This is a genomic window from Pseudomonas sp. P4_C1 (assembly GCF_056402155.1).
Map to the genome: position 1 here is coordinate 70,985 of NZ_JBFUHY010000015.1, position 25,001 is coordinate 95,985.

General features: G+C 61.4%; 28 protein-coding genes and 2 pseudogenes. 24 read left to right on the forward strand and 6 right to left on the reverse strand.

Features of this window, described 5'->3' with window-relative positions; all coding sequences use genetic code 11:
- Positions 1 to 198: 198 nt before the first annotated feature.
- From AC1DU9_RS12515 to AC1DU9_RS12585, 15 genes and pseudogenes are all read left to right on the forward strand, one after another.
- A pseudogene (locus tag AC1DU9_RS12515) lies at positions 199 to 492 on the forward strand (hypothetical protein); the annotation flags it as partial.
- A 27-nt stretch (positions 493 to 519) separates the two neighbouring features.
- Positions 520 to 1,176: an SCO family protein gene (locus tag AC1DU9_RS12520; protein WP_223463926.1), complete on the forward strand. Its 657-nt coding sequence runs from the start codon at positions 520 to 522 to the stop codon at positions 1,174 to 1,176.
- A gap of 2 nt (positions 1,177 to 1,178) precedes the next feature.
- Positions 1,179 to 1,481 (forward strand): annotated as a pseudogene (locus tag AC1DU9_RS12525) (SCO family protein); the annotation flags it as partial.
- Positions 1,482 to 1,490: 9 nt separating this feature from the next.
- Positions 1,491 to 2,774, forward strand: a complete 1,284-nt coding sequence (locus AC1DU9_RS12530) for an ABC transporter substrate-binding protein (RefSeq protein WP_223463925.1) — start codon at positions 1,491 to 1,493, stop codon at positions 2,772 to 2,774.
- 13 nt (positions 2,775 to 2,787) lie between these two features.
- Positions 2,788 to 2,940: a hypothetical protein gene (locus AC1DU9_RS12535; protein WP_223463924.1), complete on the forward strand. Its 153-nt coding sequence runs from the start codon at positions 2,788 to 2,790 to the stop codon at positions 2,938 to 2,940.
- Positions 2,941 to 3,162: 222 nt separating this feature from the next.
- The gene (locus AC1DU9_RS12540; RefSeq protein WP_223463923.1) at positions 3,163 to 3,696 is read left to right on the forward strand and encodes a response regulator; all 534 of its coding nucleotides are present in this window, start codon (positions 3,163 to 3,165) and stop codon (positions 3,694 to 3,696) included.
- An 84-nt stretch (positions 3,697 to 3,780) separates the two neighbouring features.
- Positions 3,781 to 5,487 carry a GspE/PulE family protein gene (locus AC1DU9_RS12545; RefSeq protein WP_223463922.1) on the forward strand — a complete coding sequence of 569 codons (1,707 nt, stop codon included), beginning with the start codon at positions 3,781 to 3,783 and terminating at the stop codon, positions 5,485 to 5,487.
- Positions 5,468 to 6,271, forward strand: coding sequence for a hypothetical protein (locus tag AC1DU9_RS12550; RefSeq protein ID WP_223463921.1), 804 nt, complete (start codon positions 5,468 to 5,470; stop codon positions 6,269 to 6,271). Before AC1DU9_RS12545 ends, AC1DU9_RS12550 begins: the two co-directional genes overlap by 20 nt.
- Position 6,272: 1 nt before the next feature.
- The gene (locus AC1DU9_RS12555) at positions 6,273 to 6,818 is read left to right on the forward strand and encodes a PilN domain-containing protein (RefSeq protein WP_223463920.1); all 546 of its coding nucleotides are present in this window, start codon (positions 6,273 to 6,275) and stop codon (positions 6,816 to 6,818) included.
- Positions 6,805 to 7,353, forward strand: a complete 549-nt coding sequence (locus AC1DU9_RS12560; RefSeq protein WP_108218005.1) for a type IV pilus inner membrane component PilO — start codon at positions 6,805 to 6,807, stop codon at positions 7,351 to 7,353. Before AC1DU9_RS12555 ends, AC1DU9_RS12560 begins: the two co-directional genes overlap by 14 nt.
- Positions 7,353 to 7,871, forward strand: coding sequence for a hypothetical protein (locus AC1DU9_RS12565; protein WP_223463919.1), 519 nt, complete (start codon positions 7,353 to 7,355; stop codon positions 7,869 to 7,871). Before AC1DU9_RS12560 ends, AC1DU9_RS12565 begins: the two co-directional genes overlap by 1 nt.
- Entirely contained in the window at positions 7,868 to 9,697 is a 1,830-nt protein-coding gene (locus tag AC1DU9_RS12570; RefSeq protein ID WP_477810225.1) for a type II secretion system protein GspD, read from the forward strand. The genes AC1DU9_RS12565 and AC1DU9_RS12570 overlap by 4 nt, the downstream gene beginning before the upstream one ends.
- Before the next feature lie 2 nt (positions 9,698 to 9,699).
- Positions 9,700 to 10,173: a type II secretion system protein gene (locus AC1DU9_RS12575; protein WP_223463917.1), complete on the forward strand. Its 474-nt coding sequence runs from the start codon at positions 9,700 to 9,702 to the stop codon at positions 10,171 to 10,173.
- A gap of 4 nt (positions 10,174 to 10,177) precedes the next feature.
- Positions 10,178 to 10,552: a type II secretion system protein gene (locus AC1DU9_RS12580; protein WP_457266167.1), complete on the forward strand. Its 375-nt coding sequence runs from the start codon at positions 10,178 to 10,180 to the stop codon at positions 10,550 to 10,552.
- Entirely contained in the window at positions 10,527 to 11,066 is a 540-nt protein-coding gene (locus AC1DU9_RS12585; protein ID WP_223464021.1) for a type II secretion system GspH family protein, read from the forward strand. Before AC1DU9_RS12580 ends, AC1DU9_RS12585 begins: the two co-directional genes overlap by 26 nt.
- Before the next feature lie 771 nt (positions 11,067 to 11,837).
- On the opposite strand, the gene ppnN is transcribed toward AC1DU9_RS12585, so the two are convergent.
- On the reverse strand, positions 11,838 to 13,211 hold the full coding sequence (gene ppnN / locus AC1DU9_RS12590; protein WP_223463166.1) for a nucleotide 5'-monophosphate nucleosidase PpnN: 1,374 nt from the start codon (positions 13,209 to 13,211) through the stop codon (positions 11,838 to 11,840).
- A 233-nt stretch (positions 13,212 to 13,444) separates the two neighbouring features.
- On the opposite strand from ppnN, the gene AC1DU9_RS12595 reads away from it, so the two are divergent.
- Together AC1DU9_RS12595 and AC1DU9_RS12600 are read left to right on the forward strand one after the other, a co-directional pair.
- Positions 13,445 to 13,972 (forward strand): DUF3087 family protein, encoded by a 528-nt coding sequence (locus tag AC1DU9_RS12595; protein WP_223463165.1) that lies wholly within the window; start codon positions 13,445 to 13,447, stop codon positions 13,970 to 13,972.
- Between the two features lie 84 nt (positions 13,973 to 14,056).
- On the forward strand, positions 14,057 to 15,601 hold the full coding sequence (locus tag AC1DU9_RS12600; protein WP_223463164.1) for a sensor domain-containing diguanylate cyclase: 1,545 nt from the start codon (positions 14,057 to 14,059) through the stop codon (positions 15,599 to 15,601).
- Positions 15,602 to 15,680: 79 nt separating this feature from the next.
- Here the strand turns inward: AC1DU9_RS12600 and AC1DU9_RS12605 are convergent, their stop codons facing one another.
- From AC1DU9_RS12605 to AC1DU9_RS12615, 3 genes are all read right to left on the reverse strand, one after another.
- The gene (locus tag AC1DU9_RS12605; protein ID WP_477810226.1) at positions 15,681 to 16,043 is read right to left on the reverse strand and encodes a DUF2784 domain-containing protein; all 363 of its coding nucleotides are present in this window, start codon (positions 16,041 to 16,043) and stop codon (positions 15,681 to 15,683) included.
- 60 nt (positions 16,044 to 16,103) lie between these two features.
- Positions 16,104 to 16,979 (reverse strand): 4-hydroxy-tetrahydrodipicolinate synthase, encoded by an 876-nt coding sequence (dapA, locus tag AC1DU9_RS12610; protein ID WP_223463161.1) that lies wholly within the window; start codon positions 16,977 to 16,979, stop codon positions 16,104 to 16,106.
- 285 nt (positions 16,980 to 17,264) lie between these two features.
- Positions 17,265 to 18,200, reverse strand: coding sequence for a GGDEF domain-containing protein (locus AC1DU9_RS12615; RefSeq protein WP_477810227.1), 936 nt, complete (start codon positions 18,198 to 18,200; stop codon positions 17,265 to 17,267).
- Between the two features lie 168 nt (positions 18,201 to 18,368).
- On the opposite strand from AC1DU9_RS12615, the gene AC1DU9_RS12620 reads away from it, so the two are divergent.
- The 3 genes from AC1DU9_RS12620 to AC1DU9_RS12630 all read left to right on the forward strand — a co-directional run bounded on the left by AC1DU9_RS12620 (position 18,369) and on the right by AC1DU9_RS12630 (position 19,589).
- Positions 18,369 to 19,067 carry an AzlC family ABC transporter permease gene (locus tag AC1DU9_RS12620; RefSeq protein ID WP_223463159.1) on the forward strand — a complete coding sequence of 233 codons (699 nt, stop codon included), beginning with the start codon at positions 18,369 to 18,371 and terminating at the stop codon, positions 19,065 to 19,067.
- Positions 19,067 to 19,378: an AzlD domain-containing protein gene (locus AC1DU9_RS12625; RefSeq protein WP_223463168.1), complete on the forward strand. Its 312-nt coding sequence runs from the start codon at positions 19,067 to 19,069 to the stop codon at positions 19,376 to 19,378. The genes AC1DU9_RS12620 and AC1DU9_RS12625 overlap by 1 nt, the downstream gene beginning before the upstream one ends.
- 64 nt (positions 19,379 to 19,442) lie before the next feature.
- Positions 19,443 to 19,589, forward strand: coding sequence for a hypothetical protein (locus AC1DU9_RS12630; protein WP_008051909.1), 147 nt, complete (start codon positions 19,443 to 19,445; stop codon positions 19,587 to 19,589).
- Positions 19,590 to 19,649: 60 nt separating this feature from the next.
- On the opposite strand, the gene AC1DU9_RS12635 is transcribed toward AC1DU9_RS12630, so the two are convergent.
- Complete coding sequence (locus AC1DU9_RS12635) at positions 19,650 to 20,330, reverse strand: SOS response-associated peptidase family protein (protein ID WP_223463158.1); 681 nt, start codon at positions 20,328 to 20,330, stop codon at positions 19,650 to 19,652.
- A 197-nt stretch (positions 20,331 to 20,527) separates the two neighbouring features.
- Between AC1DU9_RS12635 and AC1DU9_RS12640 the strand changes: the two genes are divergently transcribed.
- On the forward strand, positions 20,528 to 21,427 hold the full coding sequence (locus AC1DU9_RS12640; RefSeq protein WP_477810228.1) for a polysaccharide deacetylase family protein: 900 nt from the start codon (positions 20,528 to 20,530) through the stop codon (positions 21,425 to 21,427).
- A 67-nt stretch (positions 21,428 to 21,494) separates the two neighbouring features.
- On the opposite strand, the gene AC1DU9_RS12645 is transcribed toward AC1DU9_RS12640, so the two are convergent.
- The gene (locus tag AC1DU9_RS12645; RefSeq protein WP_223463156.1) at positions 21,495 to 22,382 is read right to left on the reverse strand and encodes a LysR family transcriptional regulator; all 888 of its coding nucleotides are present in this window, start codon (positions 22,380 to 22,382) and stop codon (positions 21,495 to 21,497) included.
- A gap of 127 nt (positions 22,383 to 22,509) precedes the next feature.
- Between AC1DU9_RS12645 and AC1DU9_RS12650 the strand changes: the two genes are divergently transcribed.
- Genes AC1DU9_RS12650 through catA form a run of 3 tightly spaced genes read left to right on the forward strand, consistent with a single transcriptional unit; the run spans position 22,510 to position 24,941 of the window.
- The gene (locus tag AC1DU9_RS12650; RefSeq protein ID WP_477810229.1) at positions 22,510 to 23,658 is read left to right on the forward strand and encodes a muconate cycloisomerase family protein; all 1,149 of its coding nucleotides are present in this window, start codon (positions 22,510 to 22,512) and stop codon (positions 23,656 to 23,658) included.
- 10 nt (positions 23,659 to 23,668) lie between these two features.
- Complete coding sequence (catC, locus tag AC1DU9_RS12655; RefSeq protein WP_008053771.1) at positions 23,669 to 23,959, forward strand: muconolactone Delta-isomerase; 291 nt, start codon at positions 23,669 to 23,671, stop codon at positions 23,957 to 23,959.
- 52 nt (positions 23,960 to 24,011) lie between these two features.
- On the forward strand, positions 24,012 to 24,941 hold the full coding sequence (gene catA / locus AC1DU9_RS12660; protein WP_223463154.1) for a catechol 1,2-dioxygenase: 930 nt from the start codon (positions 24,012 to 24,014) through the stop codon (positions 24,939 to 24,941).
- Positions 24,942 to 25,001 lie beyond the last annotated feature (60 nt).

A 25,001-nucleotide genomic window follows, 5' to 3' on the forward strand; every position in this document is an offset into this window, starting at 1 on the left:
TGATTTTTTATGGCATGCGGATTGCTGCGGACAACTTGTCGAGAGGTGTTCCCTGATAACCCGCAATGAGGCCCGAGTTCATGATCGGCATATCCCACGCTCCGTCCCTGATTGATTTGCTTACCCCCCTGTGGGAGCAAGCTCGCTTCCACAAGGGTCGGGCAAGACAGGAACAGATCGGTAGAGAGGAGTGTTGTTATGGACAGGACCACCACAATCGCTGGCAGCGCGGTGATGCTCGGGATGGCCTTGATCGGGTTCGGGGTATGGCGGACTGCGCCCCCGACTGCGCTCAACGAAATCACCTTGCCCGACACCTGGAGCGCCCGGACGCTGGAACGTGACGGGATTTCGGTGGCCCTGGATGTAAAGCCCCTGGCCAAGGACGGCGTACTGCGTGAGGGCGGCATTGCCGACGTGCAATTTCGAGTGTCGGACAAAGCCTCCGGTCAACCCTTGTCTGGCGTCGCGCCGGGTGTTCGGGTCATTCCCGGCGATACCCACTGAGAGGAAGCTGACATGAACCGATACGCGCATCGCAGTCTGCTGACGTTCGGCCTGTTGGCCTTCGGTATCGGCCAGGCGCTGGCTCACTTGGCGGACGAGCACACCGGGCACGACATGGCGGCCAAAAAGGCCAACCCGGAGACCGCCCGGATCAAGTTTGCCGACGTGACCCTGCTGGACCAGGACGGCAAGGTCGTCAGCCTGGAAAAAGACCTGGTGAGCAACAAGATCGTGGTCATGGGCTTCATCTACACCAGCTGCACCACGGTCTGCCCGGTGGTGTCCTCGATCATGGGCAAGGTGCAGAAACAGTTGGGCGCGCGGGTCGGCACCGAGGTACAACTGGTGTCGATCAGCATCGACCCGCAGCGTGATGATCCCCAACGCCTGAACGACTACGCCCGCACCTTCCAGCAGGGGCCGGGCTGGAGCTGGCTGACCGGCTCGCCGCAGTCGGTCACTGCCACCCTCATGGGCCTGGGCGCTTACAGCGGTGACATCGAGAACCACTCGCCGCTGATTCTGGTGGGGGACGGCAACAACCGTTTCTGGACCCGCTACTACGGTTTCACCGACCCGACGGAGCTGGCCCGGGCCGTCGAGAAGCTCAGTGGTGAACGCAACGTCCACGCCAAGCACACCGCCATCGCCATGGAGCATCAGCCATGAGCGGCATCACCTTTATCTCCCTTACCAGTGATCCGCTGCGGGACACCCCGGCGGTACTCAAGGCTTACACCTTGAAACAGGGCGTCGATGAGCCCCACTGGTTTTTTCTTACCGGCGACAAGGCGCAAATGGACCTTGTCTTGGGTCGTATCGGCCAGATCGTGCCGGCCCCCGAGCAACACTCCACCCAGTCGATCGTCGGTGACGTGGCGAACAAGCGCTGGAGCAAAATCCGTCCCGATGCTCCGGCAGCCGCCATTGTCCAGCGCTTGCAGTGGCTGACAATGCCCGTGGCCGGTCGCTGAGCCACGGCCATGAATACTGCCCTCGTCCTTGGCCTGCTGCTCTTGGGCAGCATCGCGCTCAGTGCCCAGGCGCTGCCGCTGAGTCTCAGCGAAAGTGCCGGCAAGCGGTTGTACCGCGAAGGCGTGTCCGCCAGCAGCGAACCGATCATGGCCTGGGGCGGCGCATCGAACAGGGTGCTGCCGGCCAAGCGCCTGGCCGAAGACCGCGATCCGGGCCTGACTCCCGACAGTCTGTACCTGGGTACGTTGTTGCCGGCCTCCGGGCCATTGAGCGAGGAGGGTGCCACGGTGGCGGCGGTGCTTAACGGCTGCGTGGCGCGTATCAACGCGGCGGGCGGCATTCATGGCCGGCAGTTGCGCCTGACCATCCTCGACCCCGGCGCCGACCGCGTCAGTGCCGAAAAGGCGCTGGACCGGTTGATCGATGAAGAACAGGTATTTGCCCTGATTGCACCGCTGGCGCCGGCATTGGATGTGGACCTCGCCGTACGTCTGGAGCGGGCCGGCATCCCTCTGATCGGGCCGCTGTCCTTGCAGGGCACGCCCCACACCAGCCGGCAGATATTCGAACCGCTGCCGGGGCTTCGCGAGCAATTGATCGCCCTGGCCGACTACGCCGGTGCCAGCCTGCGGGTTCTGCAGGGGCCGACGCTGATCGCCTATCCGGACGACTCCGGCCAACGGCTGGCGGCGCAGGAACTCAGCCAGTACTTGCAGGGGCACGCCTGGCAAAAGGTGCGTCTGCAAGCCTACGACCCGACCAGGGATGATTTGCCCTTGGGCTCGCGCTCGGTGTTTTACCTGGGCAGCAGCAGCGGCTTCAGTCTACTGGCCGAGCGCTTGCAAACGGCGGGGCAGGTACCTTACCTGTTCGCCGCCTCGAACCAGGTGGCGGGCAATCTGATGCAGGTGCCCGACGGATTTTCCCGGCGGGTGTTCCTGGCCTATCCGTTCGTGCCCAGCGACTGGACCCTGGCCGGGCGCCTGGCCTTGACCCGGTTACGCGAACAGCAGGGTCTCGGCGGCCAGCACGCGGTGCTGCAAGTGGGCGCGTTCAGCTCGATGATGCTGCTCAGCGAAGGCATGAAGCAGGCCGGTCGGGATGCCAGCCGCGAGAAACTGGTCAGTGCCCTGGAAGGCCTGCATGACTTCGATACCGGGCTGACGCCACTGATCAGCTTTGGTCCTGGCCGGCGCCAGGGATTGAGCGGTGCCCATATCGTCACGGTGGATCTGCCGGGCCAGCGTTTCTATCTGGTCGCCCCCTATAAACCCGTTGCTGCAACGCCCTGACCGGAGGCCGATCATGAAACTCAACACTTTGCAGGTCCCGCTGCCGTTGTGGGTGCCCGGTGCAGACACTTCCACTGTCGAAGCCGCGCGGCTACGCTTAACCGGGACGAAGTCATTGGCGCCATTGCGCTTGCGCAATCGAATCGAGCGAATTGACGATGAATAGGGGTTTTCCCCAACGTTGGGGAAAAAACGACAATACCAATCCGGTCGCTTTCCCCGTTTTTGGGGGATGGAATGACTGTACAAGAAGGCATTGTTTTTAAATTCAAGGACATGAAGACCTGAAAATACCGGCGCCCAGCCTGGCGTGAAGTGTGCATAAGCCCTGTCAAGGCGTGCACTCAGCCAGGTTCAAACCCGGACCTGAGGTTTCAAGGAGTCCACCTTGTTAAACAAAGTACTGGTTGTTGATGACGAACAGTTGCTGGCGGAAAACCTCCAGGGTTACCTGCAGGCGCAAGCGCTGGAAGTCCGGATTGCCCACGACGGTGCGCAAGGAATCGCTGAAGCCGACGATTTCGCACCCGATGTGATGGTGTTCGATTACCGCTTGCCCGATATGGAAGGCTTTCAGGTGCTCGATGTCGTCCGCCAGAACAGGATTTGTCATTTTGTGCTGATCACAGGGCATCCCACCGCAGAAGTCTGCGAGCGGGCCCGGCAAATGGGAGTCAGCCATATCCTGTTCAAACCCTTTCCATTGGCGGAGTTGGCCCGTGCAGTGCTTGATCTTCTGGGCCGGCGGCGCGACCCCAAATCGGGTGTGAGCACTTGCGAAGGGTTCGTCGAACGACGCCAGAGCAAGACCGAAAGTTTCCCGCTGCAGTTGTACGATGGTAGTTGGGTGCTTGCAGATCGCCGAAAAAACACATCGGCCTCCATGGCACCGGACGACGAACAATTGCTCACCGGGGAGTAGTGGCGCGACAGGACGTTCCGGCCCCCGCCGAAATGGCTCGCCGCGCCGACAGGGCTCAAAGCCCCGGGCGTTGGAGAGCAAGCCATGGACCGTCTATCCCTTGCAATAGAACCGGCGCAACCGGAATGTGTACCGACTCGCTTCACCAGTGAACAACTGGCCCAGGCCCGGGCCCTGGCGACCAGTTCCGGCGAGCGGATGCTCGATGCCCTCGCAGCGTCGAGTGAGCTGGCTCCCATGCCCTTCATCCAGTGCCTGGGCGTCACCTTGCACTATCCGGTGCTCGACACCGACAGCCTGTTCAAATCCACGCCGGTGTTCGACCGGGTGACCCTGGCCCAATGCCTCAAGCGCGAATTCATCCTGCTGCGTCATAACGATGCGGTCATCGGTGCGTTCGCCGACCCCTTCGACAGTGCGCGCCTGGCCTGGATCGATGAATGCCTGCAAGGCGCGCCGCTGTACCTGGTGCATGCCGATGACCTGAAGGCCTATCTGGCGCGTCACGAAGAAAGCTTCCATGCGGTGGAGTCGCTCAACGCCCAGAGCGACGCCGGCGCCGAGATCGATAACCTGCAAAGCCTGTCCCTGACCAGCATCAGCGAAGATTCCAGCGTGGTGGTCAAACTGGTCAACTCGACCCTGTACGACGCGCTGAAAATGCACGCCAGCGACATCCACCTCGGCACCACCGGCAGCGGTCTGGTCATCAAGTACCGGATCGACGGCGTGCTCAACAACATCAGCAAGATCCAGGGCAGCGAGTTCGCCGAGCAGGTGATTTCCCGGGTCAAGATCATGGCCGAACTGGACATCGGCGAAAAACGCGTGCCTCAGGATGGTCGCTTCAAGATCGGCATCAGAGGCCGGCAGATCGACTTCCGGGTGTCGATCATGCCGAGCATTTTCGGCGAAGACGCGGTGCTGCGGGTGCTCGACAAACAGGACCTCGCCGACAAGGTCTGTGGCGTGCAATTGCAGGCCCTGGGCTTTGAAGAAGAAACCCTGCGCCAGCTGCGCCGGCTGGCCGCCGAACCCTATGGCATGGTGCTGGTGACCGGGCCTACCGGTAGCGGCAAGACCACCACCCTGTACGCGATGATCACCGAGATCAACCACGGCGTGGACAAGATCATCACCATCGAAGACCCGGTGGAGTATCAACTGCCGGGCGTGCTGCAAATCCCCGTCAACGAGAAGAAAGGCCTGACGTTCGCCCGGGGCCTGCGCTCGATCCTGCGCCATGACCCGGACAAGATCATGGTCGGTGAAATCCGTGACCCGGACACCGCACAGATCGCCGTGCAATCGGCGCTCACCGGTCACCTGGTGTTCACCACCATTCACGCCAACAACGTGTTCGACGTGATCGGCCGTTTCACCCAGATGGAAATCGACCCCTACAGCCTGGTCTCGGCACTCAATGCCGTGTTGGCCCAGCGGTTGATCCGCCTGGTCTGCACCAGTTGCAGCAGTCCTTACAGCCCGACAGAAGAAGAGCTGGAGGTCTCGGGGCTTGATCGGCACAAGGTCGCTCATTACCGGTTCGTCCACGGCAAGGGCTGCGGGCATTGCCGGGGCACCGGTTATCGCGGGCGTAGCGCGATTGCCGAGCTGCTGCACCTGGACGACGAACTGCGGCAAATGATCGTCGAGCGCCAACCTATTTCGAAAATCAAGGCCCATGCCTGCAAACGTGGCTTGCGCCTGTTGCGCGAGTCGGCGCTGGAGATGGTGGAACAAGGCCGGACCACTCTCGAGGAGATCAATCGTGTCACTTTTGTCTCGTGAGCAATTCGTCGCCGTGCTTGGCGCCAGCGGTGTTGGTCTGGGACAACGGCAAGGCAGTGCAACCCGTTGGCTGGGCAGCGTCGGTTACATCGACGAAGGCTTCCAGGCCTGGACGGTGGCTCTGGACACCCTCGACCATTTGCTGGCCGATCACACCGTTGCCAGGGCGGAACTGACCGTGGTGATCTCCGGGCACTTCAGCCGCTATTGCCTGGTGCCCTGGAGTGAGCAGATCAGCAGCCCGGCCGAATTGCTCGGCTTCGCCCAACTGTGTTTCGAAGACCTCTACGGTGCCCCGACGCAACCCTGGAGCCTGGTGCTCTCGCCTGAGCCCGCCGGTTACGACCGCATCGCCACCGCGCTGCCCCAGGACTTGCTCGAACGCCTGCGCACCCTGGTCAGCGCGCGCGGATTGCGCCTGCGTTCGGTGCAGCCGTACCTGATGGCGGCGTTCAACCATTTCGATAAAAGCTTTGATGCCGGGGACTTCCTGTTCGTGGTCGCCGAACCGGTACGCAGCGTTTTGCTGCTGGCCCGGGAAGGGCGCTGGGCCTCGGTGCGTTCGGTGGGCAGCAGCGACAGTGATGCCGCGCTGACTGCGTTGATCGGCCGTGAAAACCAGTTGCAGGCTTGCTCGAGCGAACGACCTTTGAATGTCTACCTGCATGCACCGGCGCGCATTGATTCGCCTCCCGACGTGCCCGGTGTGCATCTGCGCAACCTCGAAGAAGACCGGACAGCCGTTCGCGATTGCCTGTACGTCATGTCTCGGGCGGTGGCCTGACATGCGCCCCCTGATGCTCGACTTTCAGCCGCGCCGTCGCGCAGGTCCCTTGGGCTGGAGCCTGCTGGCGGGTGGCATGGTGCTGACACTCACGTGCATTCTGGTGCAACAGCACCTGAGCAACGAGGCCGAACAACAGCAAGGCCACCTGCAAACCACGCAGCGGGTGCTCACCGGCGATACCGGCAGCAAGCTCAGCCTGACCCCGGCGCAAATCCGCGAGCAGGCGCAGAACCTGGCCGAAATGCGCAAGGTCTCCCAGCAGTTGCGCCGTCCCTGGGAACGTTTGTTCGCCACCCTCGAAGCCATGCCGCGGGACAACATTGCCCTGCTGACCCTGACCCCGGACGCCCGCAAAGGCCAGGTGCGGATCAGCGCCGAGGCGCTGGACCTGGAGGCCATGCTCGATTTCCACCGCCGTCTCGAAGCCAGCGACGAGTTGTCCGACGTGTCGCTGCTGAGCCACGAAATTGTCGCCAACGTGCCGGAACACCCGGTGCAGTTCAACCTGTCGGCTACCTGGGAGATCGGCGATGCAAATCCATAAATTGATCGTCCACGAATACCTGCAAGGCCTGGGCGTTCCGGGGCTGGCAGGGTTGGCCATGCTGGTACTGGCGCTGAGCTATGGCCTGGTCGGGTTGCTGCCGGACTGGGAGTCGCTGCAAAGCCTCAGCCAGCAGACTCGCGAGGCTACCGAGTATCTGGCCAAGGTCGAAGACGGCACCGTGGCTGCGCCGGTGGTGCCGCAGCGCCAGCTCGACGATTTCCGCAGCAAGTTGCCGTCCCAGCCTCAGGCCACCGTGGCCATCGACAAGATCTACGCCCTGGCTGCTCAGGAGCGCATCACCTTGTCCCGGGGTGAATACTCTCTGGGCGTGGACCCCAAGACACACCTGGCCCGTTATCAGATTCTGCTGCCGGTACGTGGCAGCTATCCGCAACTGCGGCGCTTCCTGCACGCCTTGCTCGGCCAGTTGCCGGCGGTGGTACTGGAGGATGTGGAGTTTCAGCGCAAGAAAATCGCCGATACCGAACTGACCGGGCGGATCCGCATGACCCTTTACCTGTCGAGGTCATGATGAATACCAAGCGAGTGGTGGGTTGGGTCGCGTTCTTCGCTGTAGCGGCAGCGCTGGCCTGGTTCCCCGAATTCTTAAAACAGGCTGACGACAGTGACCCTGTGGTGGCCACCGTAGCCACGCCAGCCAAGGGCAATGCCCCAGGCGCATCGTCGGCTGCATCGAGCGCCGCGGCGCAAGCGCCGATCAAGGACCTGAGCCCGGCAGGCGATTTGTTCGCCGCCCGCAGCTGGAAAGCGGCGGCGGTCCCGGGCACCGTCACTGAACAACCGGTCGTCGCGGCGCCGGTGGTGCAAGTCCCCACTGCACCGCCGTTGCCCTTCCAGTTTGTCGGCAGGCTGGATGACCGTTCCGATCTGCAGGTGTTTTTGCAGAACGGCGAAAAAATATACGTCGTGCGCAAAGGGGATGTCATCGACGAAACCTGGCGGATCGAGCGGATTTCCGATGAGGAACTGAGCCTGGTCTACCTACCTCTGCATTTAGTGCAGACCTTGTCTGTGGGGAGTACGGAATGAACAAATCCCGTTTGCTGATGAGCCTGTGTCTCTGTGCAGGGCTGGCCGCGTGCAGTTCGGCGCAGATCGCCAGGGACGAAGCTTCCGCCCTGATGGAATCCGGCCAGTACGAAGCCGGTCTGGCCCGCATCGAACAGGGATTGCGTGAAAACCCTCGCGATACCGATTTGCACATGGCCCTTAACAGCGGTCGGGCCCGCGCCGTGACGGCGCTGCTGACCCAGGCAGACATGGACCGGGCCCAGCGTAATTTCGCCGGGGCCCGCATGACTTACAGCCGGGTCTTGAACATTGAACCGAACAACCGCCGTGCCCAGGATTCCCTGCGTCAGCTCGACTACCTGCGCAGCATGGACGAGAAACTCGAACTGGCCCGTAGCGACCTGCGTCGCGGTGACATCTACGGTGCCGACCGCCAGGTCAAACAGATTCTCGAACTGGACCCGAAGAACGACGGCGCCCTGGAACTGCAAGACAGCATCCGCCTGGTGCAGAGCCGCAACGTGGTGCCGTACCCGCAGTTGCGTACACGCCTGGACCGGCCGGTGACCCTGGAATTTCGCGACGCCAACCTGAAAACCATTTTCGAAGTGCTGTCCCAGGTCGCCGGCCTGAACTTCATCTTCGACAAGGACCTGCGCCCGGACATGAAAGCCACCATCTTCGTCCGTGAGGTGCGTATCGAAGACGCCGTGGAACTGTTGCTGCAACAGAACCAGTTGCATCAGAAAGTGGTGAATGAAAACACCTTGCTGATCTACCCGGACTCACCACAGAAGCTCAAGGACTATCAGGAGCTGGTGATGCGCACCTTCTACCTGACCAGCATCGATGCCAACACGGCGCTGAACATGATCAAGACCATGCTCAAGACCCGCGACGTGTTCGTTGACGAGCGCCTCAATACCCTGACCATGCGCGATACCGGTGACGCGGTGCGCATGGCGGAAAAGCTCCTGCAATCGCAGGACCAGTCCAACCCGGAAGTGGTGCTGGAAGTGGAAGTGATGGAAGTCGCCCGCCAACGCATTCTCGACCTTGGCCTGCAATGGCCCAACACCTTCGGTGTGATCAACAGCGACGGCTCGCCAGTGACCATTCTCGATCAGCTCAAGGGCATCAATTCCGGCCGGATTACCATCTCGCCATCGCCGCAGGCCCAGATCAACGCCCAGGACAAAGACGTCAACACCCTGGCCAGCCCGGTGATCCGGGTGAGTAACCGCGAACAGGCGCGTATCCACATCGGTCAGCGTGTGCCAATCATCAGCGCCACCTCGGTGCCTTCGACCCAGGGTCCGGTGATCACCGAAAGCGTGACCTACCTCGACGTCGGTCTCAAGCTCGAAGTGCAGCCCATCGTGCACCTGAACAACGAAGTGGCGATCAAGATCGCGCTGGAAGTCAGTAACGCCACGCCGCTGACGCCGACAGCTCAGGGCACCATTCCGGTCCAGGTCGATACCCGCAMCGCCCAGACCACCTTGCGTCTGCATGACGGCGAAACCCAGATCCTCGCCGGGCTGGTGCGCAACGACCACGGCGCCACCGGCAACAAGATCCCGGGCCTGGGCGACATTCCCGGCCTGGGTCGCCTGTTCGGCAGCAACAAGGACGACGTCAGCAAGTCCGAACTGGTGCTGTCGATCACCCCGCGGATCGTGCGCAACCTGCCGTACCAGAGCCCGTCCGACATGGAATTCCCGACCGGTACCGAAACCAGCATGCACATCCAGGCACCGGACCGCTCGATGAGCAGCACGACGGTTCAGACCGGCCCCATGAGCGCACCGATCGCCACCACCGTTACTGTTGGGAAGCCTTGATCATGAACGCCTCACAACGCGGTTTCAGCCTGATCGAAGTCGTGGTGACGCTCGCCCTGGTCAGCCTGCTGGCCGGCATGGCCGCACCGCTGACCGAGACGGTGGTACGCCGGGGCAAAGAGCAGGAACTGCGGACCGCGCTGTACCAGATCCGCGATGGCATCGATGCCTACAAACGCGCCTTCGACGCCGGCTACATCGAGAAGTCGCTCGACAGCAACGGCTACCCGCCGAACCTGAATGTGCTGGTCGATGGTGTGCGTGACGTGCGCAGCGCCAAGGGTGCCAAGTTCTATTTCCTGCGGCGCATCCCCCGTGACCCGCTGGCAACCGTCAAGCGTGATGACGGAGGTGGCTGGGGCCTGCGTTCCTATGACAGTTCCGCTGAGAGCCCGCGGGAGGGCCAGGACGTCTATGACGTTTACTCCAAGGCCCGGGGCAAGGGTCTCAACGGCATCGCCTACCGAGAGTGGTGAGCCTATGCGTCGGCAAAAGGGTTTTACCCTCATTGAACTGATGGTGGTCATGGCAATCATCGCGACCCTGATGACGATCGCCTTGCCACGCTACTTCAACAGCCTGGAGGCCTCCAAAGAGACCACCTTGCACCAGAGCCTGTCGTCCATGCGCGAGGCGCTGGATCACTACTATGGAGACACCGGGCGTTATCCGGACTCCATCGAACAGCTGGTCGAACTGCGCTACCTGCGAAGCCAGCCGCTGGACCCGATTTCCGAGCGCAAGGACACCTGGGTCATAGTCGCGCCACCGGATGGCGTGGCGGGCGGGGTGGCCGATATCAAGAGTGGGGCCGGCGGGAGGGCGCGAGATGGCAGCCTTTATTCCGAGTGGTAAGCCATCGGGTCAGGATGGCTTTACCTACCTGGGTGTGCTGTTTCTGATCGTCGTGATGGGCCTGGGCCTGGCCAGTGCCGGCGAATTGTGGGCCACCGCTGCGCGCCGCGATCGCGAAAACCAGTTGCTCTGGGCCGGTACGCAATATGCCCAGGCGCTGCGCAGCTATTACCGCAGTTCGCCCGGTGTGGCCCAGTACCCGAAAGAGCTGGCGGACCTGTTGCAGGACGAGCGTTTCCCGACGGCCAGGCACCATATCCGGCGGTTGTACCCGGAGCCGATGACAGGTGGCGAATGGGAGCTGATACGCGGTATCGACGGACGGATCAGCGGTGTGTACTGCCCGTCCACAGAGAAGCCGCTCAAGCAGGTGAATTTTCCCAGCGAGTGGTCGGACTTCAACGGCATGGCCAGCTACAAGGACTGGCAGTTCGTGGCCGAGAAAGTCTCCCTCGAAGATTCCGGCGGGCCGCCGAAAGACCCGTCCACCTCGCCTCAGGCATTGCAGCCTTGAATGGCCTTCGCGAGCTTGCTCGCGAAGGCGGCCTGACAGCCGACCTATGTTTTGCTGACTGAGTACATATCCATTCCTGCGGTAACGGCCGCTTAGGGTTTCGCTCTGACGGCGGGTCCCTTTTGTCAAACGCACCGAACGACACAAAAGGAACCAAAAAGTCTCGCCCCTTACGTCCGGCCCCTCGCTGAGGCTCGGGGTTCCTTCGCTCCGGCATTCATCCGGGGGCATTGCCCTCCGGTCGGCATCGCTTCGACCTACATGCAATGAGTTCGACTGCGTCGAACGGCGCTGCGCGCCAATCCCCGGATGAACACCTCCACTCAGCCTCCCGAGGGGGCGGGTGGATCAAGATCAAAAGCTGCAGGCGAGCTAACGCTCGGCCTGTTGAGTGGTGAAGAGCGTGGATGTACGCCGATCTGCTTTTGCTCTTCTGTGGGAGCGACGGTGCGGCGATCCGACTTGCTCGCGATGGCGGCCTGCCAGCCGACCAATCTCTCGCAGGCATACCCGGATCAACTGTAGGAGCGAGCCTGCTCGCGATGGCGGCTTGATAGCCGACCAGAGTTTTACGGATGTCCCCGGTCCCTGTGGGAGCGAGCTTGCTCGCGATGACGGTCCGACAGCCGACGAATAGTCCTCTGGCTCACACCACCAATGTGGCGAGGGAGCTTGCTTCCTCGCCACAGGAATTTGTGTTTGTCAGGATGTGGTGATCCATTGTGGTGAGAGGGCAAGCTCCCCCTCACCACAGCGTGTGGACCAGATTGGCTACGCCACCACTCGATAACACGGCACATACGCCGCCCCACCCGGCAGTTTCATGCGGTGCTGGGCGACGAAGGCTTTGAGCAGCAGGTCCAGCGGCTGCATGATCGCCGCGTCGCCACGGATCTGGTACGGCCCGTGCTCTTCGATCAGGCGGATGCCCTTGTCCTTGACGTTGCCGGCGACGATGCCGGAGAACGCGCGGCGCAGGTTGGCCGCCAGTTCGTGGGACGGCAGGTCGAGGCTCAGCTTCAGGTTGGCCATGTTTTCGTGGGTCGGGTCGAACGGGCGCTGGAAGCCTTCGTCGATTTTCAGCAGCCAGTTGAAGTGAAACGCATCGTTGCGCTCGCGACGGAATTGCTTGACCGCTTTGAGGCCCTGGGTCATCTGGCGCGCCACTTCGGCCGGGTCATCGATGATGATCTGATAGAGCCGCTTGGCGGCATCGCCCAGGGTGGCGCCGACGAACGCGTCCAGTTGTTCCAGGTACGGCGCGGCATGTTTCGGCCCGGTGAGGACGACCGGGAAGGGCAGCCCTTTATTGTCCGGGTGCATCAGGATGCCGAGCAGGTACAGGAACTCTTCGGCCGTCCCGGCACCGCCCGGGAAGATGATGATGCCGTGGCCGACGCGGACGAAGGCTTCCAGGCGTTTTTCGATGTCCGGCAGGATCACCAGTTCGTTGACGATCGGGTTCGGCGCTTCGGCGGCGATGATCCCCGGCTCGGTCAGGCCCAGGTAGCGGCCGCCGTGGATGCGTTGCTTGGCGTGGGCGATGGTTGCGCCTTTCATTGGGCCTTTCATCACGCCGGGGCCGCAACCGGTGCAGATGTCCAGGCTGCGCAGGCCCAGTTCATGGCCGACTTTCTTGGTGTATTTGTATTCTTCGGTGTTGATCGAATGCCCGCCCCAGCACACCACGATCTTCGGTTCGACACCGGGACGCAGGGTGCGGGCGTTGCGCAGCAGGTGGAAGACGTAGTCGCTGATGCCCTGGGAGTTGCTCAGGTCGATGCGTTGGCTGTCGAGTTCGTTTTCGGTGTAGACGATGTCACGCAGGGCGCTGAACAGCATTTCCCGGGTGCTGGCGATCATTTCGCCGTCAACGAAGGCGTCGGCCGGGGCGTTCAGCAGTTCCAGGCGTACGCCGCGGTCCTGCTGGTGAATGCGGATTTCAAAATCTTTATAGGCTTCAAGAATGGTCTTGGCGTTGTCGACATGGGCGCCAGTGTTGAGGATGGCCAGGGCGCACTGGCGGAAGAGGGTGTAGGTGCTGCCGGAACCGGCTTCGCTCAATTGCTGGACTTCCCGCTGCGAGAGCGTTTCCAGGCTGCCTTTGGGGCTGACGGAGGCGTCGATAACTTGGCGTTGGGTCATTCAATGATCCTTAAAACGATGTCATTCACACAGCAACCACGAATGACATCCGAATAATGTGTATTCATGAAAGAAGATGGCACGAACTGCATGGTCTCGCCATGTCCCCCGCTGACGATGAACAGATGAAAAGAAGCCCCAGCATAGCTAAATCCCTCGCAGAGGCGATAATGGCCTGCTGTCTTTTTGTCCCGGACCCCTTTTTACCATTGAAGCTCAGGAAACCCGACGCAATGTTCGAAATCCAGCCGATGAACGCCGACACCTACCGGCAACAGACGCGGCGCAGCACGGTCATCATTGCCCTGATCTTTCTGGCGCTGGCGATGATTCTGTCCACGGCGGCGGTGGCTCTGTTCGGCACGCCGGGGGGCGAAAATCTGCGCTTCAACGTCGGTGGCGTGTTTGTGGCCGTGCTGGCGATGGCGGCGCTGATGCGCAAAGTATTCTGGCGCCAGGCATGGATGGCGCCGGCGGTCTACAGTTGGCAGCTCAAGCGTAGCCTGATGAGCATCACCAATGTCATGCATCATGTAACGGCGGCCGTGGAACAGGGTGATCCGGTTGCCATGAAGCTGTTGCGTTTCTACCATCTGGGGTTGAACCAGATGCATCAGCTCGATGGTAACTCAAGCGACCATGGCCAGTTGATCCACGAAATGGACCAACATAAGGCGCGGATGCAAGCGCTGGGCATCGATCCCGGGCAGACGTGGCTTGATCCGGCGTGGCTGGAGGCGGTAAAGCAGGCGACGCGCTAACATCATTGCAGGCCTGTAGCAGGCATAGTGAGCTAAAGCGGCGATCAGGAAGACTCGCCCTGTCACAGACAATCAGGGAGCACCATGCGACATCCGTCGATCAACGATCCTATTGAAATGCTCCGGCCAGCCGTGCCCCGACTCAAACTCCGTTCGGCGGTGATCCTGCTGGCGGCGGTGTGCCTGTCGATGATGGCTATCGTGATCTGGGAGGTCTGGAGTTCACGCCAGTACCTGCTGCATGACAAGGAAGTGGAGATGTCCAACCTTGCGCAGAGCCTGGCCTCGCAAGCGCAGGCAACGATCAAGCAGGCCGACACGCTGCTGTTCACCCTGGTCGATCGTCTGGAGCACGAAGGAGTGGATCAATCCCGGCTGCCAAAATTGCTCAACGTCCAGCGCCGTGAGTTGAGCCAGCTCCACGGCCTGTTCGTTTACGACGAAAAAGGGCAGTGGATCGCCAACTCCAATGGCGCCGGCCAGACCGGCGTCAACAATTCCGACCGCGAATACTTCATCTTCCATCGCGACAACCCCAGCCGCGGGCCGCACATCGGGCCTTCGATCAAGAGCCGTTCAACCGGTGAATGGATCATGACGGTTTCGCGCCGGGTCAATCATCCCGATGGCAGCTTTGCCGGCGTGGCGCTGGCGACGATTTACCTCAGCCATTTCCTGCAACTCTACGACAGCATCGACATGGGCAGTAATGGCGTGATCAACCTGATCGCCGACAATTCCAGCATTGTCATCCGCAGACCCTTCAAGGAGACGGATATCGGCTCCAGCCTCGCCAAGAGCCCATTGTTCACTCAGTTGTTGCCCAAGGGCGACACGGGTACGGCGACGATCAGGTCGATTGTCGATGGTGTCGAGCGGGTGATAGGGTACCGCCGGGTCGAGGATTATCCGCTGATCGTTTTTACCGCGCTGAACAAGGATGAAGTGCTTGCCGGTTGGCGCCGGGAAACCCTGCTCAGCGTCTGCATCGTCACGCTGTTGCTGAGTTTTCTCGGGGTACTGGGGTTGCGGCTTATCAAGCTGATGAAGCAGCAGAATCTGGTGCAGGTCGAGTTGCTGGACACCCAGGACAAGCTTCTGGAGGTCAATCGCAACCTCGAGGGCCTGGCCCTCAAGGACGGGCTGACGGGGTTGGCCAACCGGCGTCAGCTCGACGCTTTCATCGATGCCGAAATGGGGCGCGCCCGACGCAGCCAGGCCGGGTTGGCGCTGCTGATGATCGATGTCGATCATTTCAAACCGTTCAACGACCGCTACGGCCACCTGGCCGGTGATGAGTGTTTGCGCAAGGTCAGTGCGATCATCACGGACAACATCAAGCGCCCCGGTGACCTGGCCGCCCGTTATGGTGGCGAAGAGTTCGCCGTGGTGCTGCCTGGCTCCGATTACGTGGGGGCATTTCTGGTGGCGGAGAAAATCCGCCGCGCGGTGCTACAGGCCGAAATTGCTCATAGTGACAGCCCGCAAGGTACCGTGACTGTCAGCGTCGGCGTGTGTGCCAGCAATGCCGATTCCCAGGTCCGCCCCGAAGACTTGTTTGGTGCGGCAGACAAGGCGCTGTACGTGGCCAAGGCCAGTGGGCGGAACATGAGCGTGATTGCCAACTGAGGGGCGGGCGTCAGGCAAACCGGTCCGTTCCCTGAACCAGCCATCAGCCCAGGGCGCGACCGTCTGGCTGGTTGAAGATTCAGGCAGCCCATTGCCGGATCAATCGAAGATAGACCAGCACGTTGATTACCAACACCACGGCGCCCAATCCCAACTGAATGCCGGGCGTCAGCCCGGCCGGATAAATCACCGGCCAAATGTAATGCTCGATGAATCCACCGCCATAGCCGGATTGCCCGGCCCCATGACGCATGTGGTTTTCCCAGTCGGTCAGCGGGCAGGGCAGGTGGAAGAATTCCACCGCCATACCCCACAGCGCAGCGGGCGGATGCCACCAGATCAGGTGGCGCCATTTGAGTACCAGCAACCCGCCGAATAACACAAACACAATGAACAGCAAGTGAAACAGCATCAGCCCGTCGGCGGCGATTCGGTACAGCATGTCGGTGCCCCTGAAGGCTGAACGAATCGCTCCATGGTACTCGGGCCGGTGACGGGCGCTCTATCGATTGTCGCGGCCCAATGCGCTGAGCACGCCTTTCAAACGCTCGGTCATCGATTCACTGCTGCGCTGCATCGGTGCGCGCAGTTCGTCACCGATCAAGCCTTGCAGGGCCAGTGCGGTTTTTACCGGGGCCGGGTTGGGCTCCAGGAACAGGCTGTTGATCAGCGCCAGCAAACGGAAAAACGTGGCGCGGCCTTCAGCCAATTGGTTGTCGCGGATCTGCCGGTGCAATTGCACGAACAGTTCGGGATGGACATGCGCCGACGCGGCAATCGCGCCTTTGGCACCCAGGCACAGGGCGTTGAAGATCTGGTTGTCTTCGCCGCACAGCACGTCGACATGGCCGCTGTTGAGCAAGGCGAGGGTGTTCGAAAAATTACCGCCGCAATCCTTGATGGCGACGATGCGCTCGTGGGCGACGATGTTGAGCAGGGTCGCCTGTTCGAAGGCCACGCCGGTACGGTAAGGGATGTCGTAGAGAATCAGCGGAACACTGGAGGCATCGGCGACCGTGCGGAAAAACGCTTCGAGGCCGGCCTGGGACGGTCGGATGTAATACGGCGCCGGCACCAGCAGGCCAGCCACCGGGCGCTCGAGGATCTCGCTCTGGAATTGCAACAACTCGGTCAGGTTGTTTCCGGCCAGGCCCATGACCACCCGTTGCGCCGGCGCCAGTTCCAGCACGGCATCCAGCACCGCCAGTTGCTCATGTTTGCCCATCGCCGCCGGCTCGCCGGTGGTGCCGCAAACGATGAGGCCGTCGACACCTTTTTCCAGCAAATGGCTGACCAGCCGCCGCAAGCCGGCGAAATCGATGGCGCCGTTATGGAACGGTGTGACCAGTGGAACCCAGATACCTTGAAACGCAGACATGCACTTTCTCCTGATGGTTGACCGATTTCGTCACCGTCAGGGGCATGGAAGGAGAGTAAGCAAGGGGAGGGTGGTCCGTCGCGCTCAATGTCCTGTCAGCTCATCTGACGGGACAGCGCGCCCCGGTCACATGAGCGACTGTTTCTTCGATTTGAGGGCGTGCGCAACGCAACCTTGCGCCTTGGCAATCAAGCCAATGACGGAAGTGTTGAGGTTGAAGGTTGCGGACATACTTGCTTACACCCTGAGTGAGGCGCCCAGTTTTAAGAGCCGGCGCGCCGTTTGTCAACCACGAAAATCAGCGAACTCGGCGCGCATCCGGCCATTGTGCTTGGCCTTGTAGAGCAGCTGATCGACCTGTTCGACGAATTCCAGCGCCGTGGCATGCACTGAAACGCCGGTGGTGCCGGCACCGAGGCTGACGCTCAGCAAGTTCGACACCCTGGAAAACTCATGGGGAATCTGCTGCTGGCGAATCAGGTGCAGGCATTTGTGCGCCACCATCCGCGCGGACTCGGCATCGGTTTCCGGCAGCAGCCAGACAAACTCTTCACCGCCGATCCGCGCAATGAAATCCCGTGGCCGGTTCGCCGCCAGGGACAAGGTCTGGGCCACGCGGCGCAGGCATTCGTCGCCCTTGATGTGGCCGTAATGGTCGTTGTATTGCTTGAAGTAATCGATATCCAGCACCAGCACCGACAATGGCAGGCCGGTGCGCTGGGCGTGGTTCCACTCGCGTTCCAGCACGGTGTCGAACATGCGCCGGTTGGCGATGCCGGTCAGGCCGTCCTGGAAGGAATACTCTTCAAGCTGCTTTTGCAGGCGGATCAGGTGTTCTTCGGTTTTCTTGCGCTCGCTGATATCGAACATGAAGCCCACCAGCGCCTCGACTTCACCGCCCTTGCGCACGACGTGCACCACATCGCGGATCCACACGTACTCGCCGCTTTCGGTGAGTGCGCGATAGTCGGCTTCGTGATCGATACCGGCGCGCGATTGCGAGACGCAGAAGTCCATCACGTAGTCGCGATCATCCGGGTGCATGCGCTCGACCCAGTCGTTGACCGACGCCCAACTGTCCTGCTTCCAGCCCAGCAATTCTTCGATCTGTGGTCCGATGTAGCTGAACGTCATGGTTTTCCAGTCGATGCGCCAGGGAATCGCCCGGGTCGACTCAAGCAGGGTTTTATAAACGTCGCTGTCGGTATCCACTGAACTCATGAAGGGCCTGCCTCGATGAAAATGCAGCGCCATCATGTTGTTACCACTTTGCTGAATCAAGCGGGCAGCCGATGAATGGCACACAGTCGTATCATTGAGCAAGATTGTTCAAGCCTTGGGCCGCGACTGCTGGCACAGTCCGGGGTCTTTCCCTGTCTGTAGAACGTTATGTCCAACTCACTCATGCCCCGCAGTGCCTTTTTACGCGGCGCTGCGGCGATCATGCCGTTGTCCCTGGCCACCGCGCCCTGGGGCTTGCTGGCCGGATCCATGGCCATCGAAGCCAACCTCACGCCCCTGCAAGGTCAGGGTTTGTCGGGCATTGTGTTTGCCGGCGCCGCGCAACTGGTGGCCATTGGCATGCTCAAGGGCGGTGCCGGGATTTTTTCGATCTTGCTGACCACGTTGCTGCTGACCTCCCAGCATCTGCTTTACGGCATGAGCATGCGCTCGGTGATTGCTCCTTTACCGGGGCGCTGGCGCGCGGGCCTGGGTTTTTTGCTCACCGACGAGTTGTTCGCCTTGACCAGCCAGCACGACAAACAGCAGTTCAACCGCTGGTACGCCCTGGGCGTGGGCCTGACGTTCTACATCGCCTGGAACCTGTTCACCCTGGCGGGGATTGTGCTTGGCAGCAGCATTCCCGGCCTTGAGCACCTGGGCCTGGATTTCTCCATCGCGGCCACCTTCATTGCCCTGATCACCCCGGTGGTGCGCAACGTGCCGACCGTGGTGTGCGTGGCGGTGTCGCTGTTCTGTTCGGTGCTGTTCAGCTACTGGCAATGGGGCTCGGCGCTGGTGCTCTCGGGGCTGGCGGGGATGACCGCGGGGTTTGTCTGCAATAAATTCTACGGTGGACGCACATGATGGTCTGGGCAGTGATTGTCGGAATGGGCGTGTTGGTGTTCCTCAACCGCTATGTTTTTCTGGAACCGCGATTGCCGGTGCGCTTGAGCAGCAATGCCCGGCAGTTTCTCGGGTTTGCCGTGCCGGGCATGTTGACCGCGATCTGTGGGCCGATTGTGTTCATGCCGGAAAAACAGCTGAACCTGCACTGGGACAATCCCTATCTGATCAGCTCGCTGGTGGCGGTCGGGCTGGTGGTTTACACGCGCAATACGTTGCTCAGCATGCTGTTGAGCATGGGCTTCTTCTTTTTGTTGCGCTGGTGGCTTTGAGCGGGGCAGGGGAACTGATCTAAGCTTAAGTTGATGACCGATCCCTTCAGGAAGCGAGGTGAACATGGCCAATGAACCCAAGCAACCGGACCTGGAAGAAGACGAGGACGAACCCACGGAAGAAGAGATTGAGCAGCAGAAACGTTCGGTACCGGACTGGAAGCATCCTGACGACGGTAAGGAACTGTCAGAGCCTGACCGCAAGTTCTGACCGGCACGCGAATACGACAAAGCCCCGCCATTGAGCGGGGCTTTGTCGTTATTGACAGGTTCATGGAATTTCTTTAATCAGCGCGGCGCCCTGGTTCCTGACATTGCCAACGGCCTTGTCGACCTTGTACCACTCAAATACATCACTGACCTCGCCCTGGGATAACGCCATTTCCTCGGCTCGTTCCTTGGGCGTGGCCGGGTCCAGCCATTCCCGCGCCAGCTCGGGTGAGAACACCACCGGTCGTCGGTCATGCACGTCAAGCATGCCGCCTGCGCTGTCGGCCGTCAGGATCACGAAACCGTCGTGCTCTCTGTGAGGGGCTCCGCCGATGGGGTACTGGCCGATCGCCGCACAGAAAACCGGAGCCCGGTTCCGTCGCCGGATCAACCACGGCTGTTTGTTACCGTCACCGGCGTCGACCCATTCGAACCAGTTATCAATCGGGCAGATCGCGCGATGGGGCCAGATCGCCCGGAAGTACGGACCGTGGGCGACTTTTTCGACCCGGGCATTGACCGGCTCCGTGCGATCCGTCGCCCAGTGCGGTCGCCAACCCCAGCGCACCAAGTCGGCATGAAGCCGCTCGTTCTCCAGATGCAGCAGGGCGAGTGGCGTGGTGGGCGCGGCGTTGTAGTGCGCCAAGGGTTCGTTACCGACGCGGTTGATCAGCGCGTCGGGGATGCTCAGCACCGCCACGAAGTCGTGGATTCCACGGTATTGCGACAGTCGTCCGCACATGGCCTGACACCCTGGTTGAGCATTTTTTTCAGTTTAGTTGGTGGCGACGAAACGGGCTTGGCAAGCACTGGAACCAAACTCTGTGTACCTTATCCAACCTCGGCCCGCCGTCTCGATGCGGGCCAGCGACGGATGAACGGGCGAAGGATTCCTGCCAGTTGAAGCAGCGACCGTGATGGTCTGACCCAAGGCAAAAGATGAAACAGTTGTTCAAGTGTTTAACGGTGTGCGCCTTGGCAGTAGGTCTGCTGGGGTGCATTGCGGCGCCCATCGAAATGACCCCGCAGACCGAACAGCGTCTGAGTGCACAACCCCCCATCCGCTTTCTGTTGACCTTCGATGACGGTCCCAGTGCATCGAGCTGGTGGAATCCGACCGTCACGGTGCTCGAGAGCCTGGCGCAAAACCCGCTGCAACCGGGCATCAAAGCCGTGTTCTTCGTGCAAACCCGTGCGCCGCGAGCCGGCGGTAGCGAGTTGGGTCGGGACATCATGCGCCGCGAACACGCCGAAGGTCATATCCTGGGCTTCCACACCGCCACGCCCTGGCACACCAATCATCGCTCGCTGGAGCCCCAGGAGCTGGAACAGTCCCTGACCGATGGCAGCGCCGACATCGCCGCGATTACCGGTGCCCCGCCAGTTCTGCTGCGCCCGCCATTCTGGAACTACGACAAACGCACCTTCGCCGCCTATCAGCGGCATGGCCTGCACGTGCTGCTCACCGACTTGAGCGCCAATGACGGCAAGATCTGGGGCTTCAACGCCAGCCCCCRGCGCCGCTCGCACATGCTGCGCTCGATGTCTGAAGTTCGCGAACGCATTGCCCGCGGCGAATTGCCGGTGGTCGATGGGGTCATTCCGGTGGTGGTGACCTTCCACGACCTCAACCGCTATACCGCCCGGCATACCCGCGAATACCTGCAGATCCTGCTCGACAGCGCCCGGGAGACCGGGGTGAAAACCGCCGACAAGCCGTTTTACGAGGATCAGTCCGCGTTGCAGCGCGCGGCCATGGCGCGAACCGTGCGCGACGATTCGCAGCCGGTCGAGTTGCCGGGGTTCTGGAACTGGATCTGGGGCGCAAACGCCCATTAGAAAACGTGCAGATGGGCAACTGCGCGCCCCTGCGGAGCAAGCTCCCTCGCCACAGGTATTTATTGCCTTAAATCGCCGGTGGCAACAGCTCATCAATCATCCGCAAACAATGGTTCAACCCTGGCGACACATCGCCCACCCGTCGGCTGAGAATGATCGGCGAGGTGGCGTTGTCTTCCAGCAATGGCGTGAAACCGATGTCGTCGCGGTGCAGCAATTGCACCGAGGCCGGCACCAGTGTGACCCCGATGCCTGCCCCCACCAGACCGATCGCCGTTTGCAGCTCGTTGGTCCATTGCGCGACGTGGATGCGCACGCCATAGGACTCGAACAGGGCAATCACATGGTCGGCGTAACTCGGCCGTGGGTTGCCGGGGTACAGCACAAAGGGTTCCTTGGCCAGTTCCCGCAGGCTGATGGGACCGGCGAGCAGCGGGTGCCCGGCGGGCAGGGCGGCAACCAGGCGGTCTTCGGTGAGCACGGTCTGGACGATGGCCGGGTCGTCGATGCGGATCCGGCCGAAACCGATGTCGATGCGCCCGGCCTTGAGCGCCTGCACCTGTTGCAACGTGGTCATTTCCGACAGCCCCAGCTCGAGCTCCAGTGGCTCACCGCTGCGCAAGCGGCGGATCAGTTCCGGCAGCACGCCGTACAGCGTCGACGGCGCAAAACCGATACCCAGCCAGGTCTTTTCACCCAACCCGATACGCCGCGTGTTGTCGCAGACCTTGTTCAGTTGTTCGAGCAGGGCGGTGGAGTGCTCATGGAAAAACCGCCCGGCGTCGGTCAACTTCAGCGGTCGGCCGCGCTCCAACAGCATCACCCCCAGTTCGTCCTCCAGTTGCTGGATCTGCCGGCTCAGGGGCGGTTGGGCGATGTGCAACAGCTCTGCGGCGCGGGTGAAGTTGAGGGATTGAGCCAATACCTGGAAATAACGCAGGTGACGCAGTTCCATGGAGCCTCCAGATGCTGATCAGTTGCATACCTTTAAGGTATCAAGTCAGACCAATTCTATATTGGCATCGCGAAAAAAGCCGTACGAGAATCGATTCCAGAACTCCAAGAACCTGACGGGTATCGAAATGCTTGCAACAGCCATTGAGTCGATCGAGACGATCATCGTCGATCTGCCGACCATCCGCCCGCACAAGCTGGCGATGCACACCATGCAGAACCAGACCCTGGTGATCATCCGCGTGCGTTGCGCCGACGGCATCGAAGGCATCGGCGAATCCACCACCATCGGTGGCCTGGCCTACGGCAATGAAAGCCCGGACAGCATCAAGACCAACATCGACACGCACTTCGCACCATTGTTGATGGGCCAGGACAGCGGCAACGTCAATGCCGCCATGTTGCGCCTGGAGCGCAGCATCCGTGGCAACACCTTCGCCAAATCCGGTATCGAAACCGCGCTGCTCGACGCCCAGGGCAAACGCCTCGGCCTGCCGGTCAGCGAATTGCTTGGCGGCCGGGTTCGCGACGCGCTGCCCGTGGCCTGGACCCTGGCCAGCGGCGACACCGCAAAAGACATCGCCGAAGCGGAAAAAATGCTCGACCTGCGCCGCCACCGCATCTTCAAACTGAAGATCGGTGCCGGTGAGGTCAATCGCGATCTGGCCCACGTTATCGCCATCAAAAAAGCCCTGGGTGACCGCGCCAGTGTGCGGGTCGACGTCAACCAGGCATGGGACGAAGCCGTCGCGATTCGTGCCTGCCGGATCCTCGGAACCAACGGCATCGACCTGATCGAACAGCCGATCTCGCGCAACAACCGCGCCGGCATGGCCCGCCTGAATGCCATGAGCCCGGCGCCGATCATGGCCGACGAATCCATCGAATGCGTGGAAGATGCGTTCAACCTGGCCCGCGAAGGTGCCGCTTCGGTATTTGCCCTGAAGATCGCCAAGAACGGTGGCCCACGTGCCGTACTGCGCACCGCCTCCATCGCCGAAGCGGCCGGCATCGCCCTGTACGGCGGCACCATGCTTGAAGGTGGCCTGGGTACCATGGCCTCGGCTCATGCCTTCGTCACCCTGAACAAACTGGCGTGGGACACCGAGCTGTTCGGCCCGCTGCTGCTGACCGAAGACGTTCTCAGCGAACCGCTGGTCTATCGCGATTTTGAACTGCATGTGCCGAACACCCCGGGTCTGGGCCTGAGCCTGGATGAAGAGCGCCTGGCGTTCTTCCGCCGCGACAAGACATCCACCGCCATTCATCAAGCCTGAGGAGAGCATTATGCTGTTCCACGTAAAAATGACCGTGAACCTGCCGGTCGACATGAATCCCGAAGCGGCGGCCAAATTGAAGGCTGACGAGAAAGCCCTGGCCCAGCGCCTGCAGGAGCAGGGCAAGTGGCGCCACCTGTGGCGCATCGCCGGGCACTACGCCAACTACAGCGTGTTCGATGTCGACAGCGTTCAGGAACTGCATGACCTGCTGATGCAATTGCCACTGTTTCCGTACATGGCCATCGAGATCGACGCGATGTGCCGGCATCCTTCTTCCATCCGTGACGATGACCGCTGAGCCCAGCCTGTTCAGCGCGCTACGCTAATAATTACAAGATGAGGAACCCAGAATGAACGTCAAGATTTCCCACACTGCCGAAGTCCAGAAATTTCTCGAAGAAGCCAGCGGCCTGCTCAACGACGCCGGTAACCCACGGACCAAGGCGCTGGTGTACCGCATCCTGCGTGATTCGGTGAACATCATCGAAGACCTGGCCGTGACCCCGGAAGAGTTCTGGAAAGCCGTCAACTACCTCAACGTGCTGGGTGCGCGCCAGGAAGCGGGGCTGCTGGTGGCCGGTGTCGGGCTGGAGCATTACCTCGACCTGTTGATGGACGCCGAAGACGAACAGGCCGGCAAGTCCGGCGGCACGCCGCGCACCATCGAAGGCCCGCTGTACGTGGCCGGTGCGCCGCTGTCCGAGGGCGAAGCGCGCCTCGACGATGGCGTCGATCCGGGCGTGACCCTGTTCATGCAGGGCCGCGTGTTCAACACCGCTGGCGAACCCCTGGCTGGCGCCGTGGTAGACGTCTGGCACGCCAACACCGGTGGCACCTACTCGTACTTCGATACCACGCAGTCGGAATTCAACCTGCGTCGCCGCATCGTGACCGACGCCGAAGGTCGCTACCGTTTCCGTAGCATCGTGCCCTCGGGCTATGGCTGCCCACCGGACGGTCCGACCCAGCAACTGCTCGATCAACTGGGTCGTCATGGTCAGCGCCCGGCGCACGTGCACTTCTTCATTTCCGCGCCGGATCATCGCCACCTGACCACCCAGATCAACCTCGACGGCGATCAGTACCTGCATGACGATTTCGCCTACGCCACCCGCGACGAATTGATCGCCAAAATCACCTTCAGTGACGATCAGCAGCGCGCGGCGGCCCATGGTGTGAGCGGTCGCTTTGCCGAAATCGAGTTCGACTTCACCTTGCAGTCGTCTGCCCAGCCTGAAGAGCAGCAACGCCACGAGCGGGTCCGCGCACTCGAGGACTGATCGCACGACCCTGTGGGATCACCACCCTGTGGGAGCGAGCTTGCTCGCGATGACGGAGTG

Coding starts and splice junctions, on each gene's coding strand:
- AC1DU9_RS12645 (WP_223463156.1), bottom strand. CDS start 22,382: ATGGAACTGCGTCACCTGCGTTATTTCCAGGTATTGGCTCAATCCCTC.
- dapA (WP_223463161.1), bottom strand. CDS start 16,979: ATGTCTGCGTTTCAAGGTATCTGGGTTCCACTGGTCACACCGTTCCAT.
- AC1DU9_RS12620 (WP_223463159.1), top strand. CDS start 18,369: ATGTCCAACTCACTCATGCCCCGCAGTGCCTTTTTACGCGGCGCTGCG.
- AC1DU9_RS12605 (WP_477810226.1), bottom strand. CDS start 16,043: ATGCTGTACCGAATCGCCGCCGACGGGCTGATGCTGTTTCACTTGCTG.
- AC1DU9_RS12565 (WP_223463919.1), top strand. CDS start 7,353: ATGAATACCAAGCGAGTGGTGGGTTGGGTCGCGTTCTTCGCTGTAGCG.
- AC1DU9_RS12585 (WP_223464021.1), top strand. CDS start 10,527: ATGGCAGCCTTTATTCCGAGTGGTAAGCCATCGGGTCAGGATGGCTTT.
- AC1DU9_RS12615 (WP_477810227.1), bottom strand. CDS start 18,200: ATGAGTTCAGTGGATACCGACAGCGACGTTTATAAAACCCTGCTTGAG.
- AC1DU9_RS12600 (WP_223463164.1), top strand. CDS start 14,057: ATGCGACATCCGTCGATCAACGATCCTATTGAAATGCTCCGGCCAGCC.
- AC1DU9_RS12560 (WP_108218005.1), top strand. CDS start 6,805: ATGCAAATCCATAAATTGATCGTCCACGAATACCTGCAAGGCCTGGGC.
- AC1DU9_RS12535 (WP_223463924.1), top strand. CDS start 2,788: ATGAAACTCAACACTTTGCAGGTCCCGCTGCCGTTGTGGGTGCCCGGT.
- catA (WP_223463154.1), top strand. CDS start 24,012: ATGAACGTCAAGATTTCCCACACTGCCGAAGTCCAGAAATTTCTCGAA.
- AC1DU9_RS12555 (WP_223463920.1), top strand. CDS start 6,273: ATGCGCCCCCTGATGCTCGACTTTCAGCCGCGCCGTCGCGCAGGTCCC.
- AC1DU9_RS12520 (WP_223463926.1), top strand. CDS start 520: ATGAACCGATACGCGCATCGCAGTCTGCTGACGTTCGGCCTGTTGGCC.
- AC1DU9_RS12530 (WP_223463925.1), top strand. CDS start 1,491: ATGAATACTGCCCTCGTCCTTGGCCTGCTGCTCTTGGGCAGCATCGCG.
- catC (WP_008053771.1), top strand. CDS start 23,669: ATGCTGTTCCACGTAAAAATGACCGTGAACCTGCCGGTCGACATGAAT.
- AC1DU9_RS12625 (WP_223463168.1), top strand. CDS start 19,067: ATGGTCTGGGCAGTGATTGTCGGAATGGGCGTGTTGGTGTTCCTCAAC.
- AC1DU9_RS12580 (WP_457266167.1), top strand. CDS start 10,178: ATGCGTCGGCAAAAGGGTTTTACCCTCATTGAACTGATGGTGGTCATG.
- AC1DU9_RS12635 (WP_223463158.1), bottom strand. CDS start 20,330: ATGTGCGGACGACTGTCGCAATACCGTGGAATCCACGACTTCGTGGCG.
- AC1DU9_RS12545 (WP_223463922.1), top strand. CDS start 3,781: ATGGACCGTCTATCCCTTGCAATAGAACCGGCGCAACCGGAATGTGTA.
- AC1DU9_RS12630 (WP_008051909.1), top strand. CDS start 19,443: ATGGCCAATGAACCCAAGCAACCGGACCTGGAAGAAGACGAGGACGAA.
- AC1DU9_RS12595 (WP_223463165.1), top strand. CDS start 13,445: ATGTTCGAAATCCAGCCGATGAACGCCGACACCTACCGGCAACAGACG.
- ppnN (WP_223463166.1), bottom strand. CDS start 13,211: ATGACCCAACGCCAAGTTATCGACGCCTCCGTCAGCCCCAAAGGCAGC.
- AC1DU9_RS12650 (WP_477810229.1), top strand. CDS start 22,510: ATGCTTGCAACAGCCATTGAGTCGATCGAGACGATCATCGTCGATCTG.
- AC1DU9_RS12575 (WP_223463917.1), top strand. CDS start 9,700: ATGAACGCCTCACAACGCGGTTTCAGCCTGATCGAAGTCGTGGTGACG.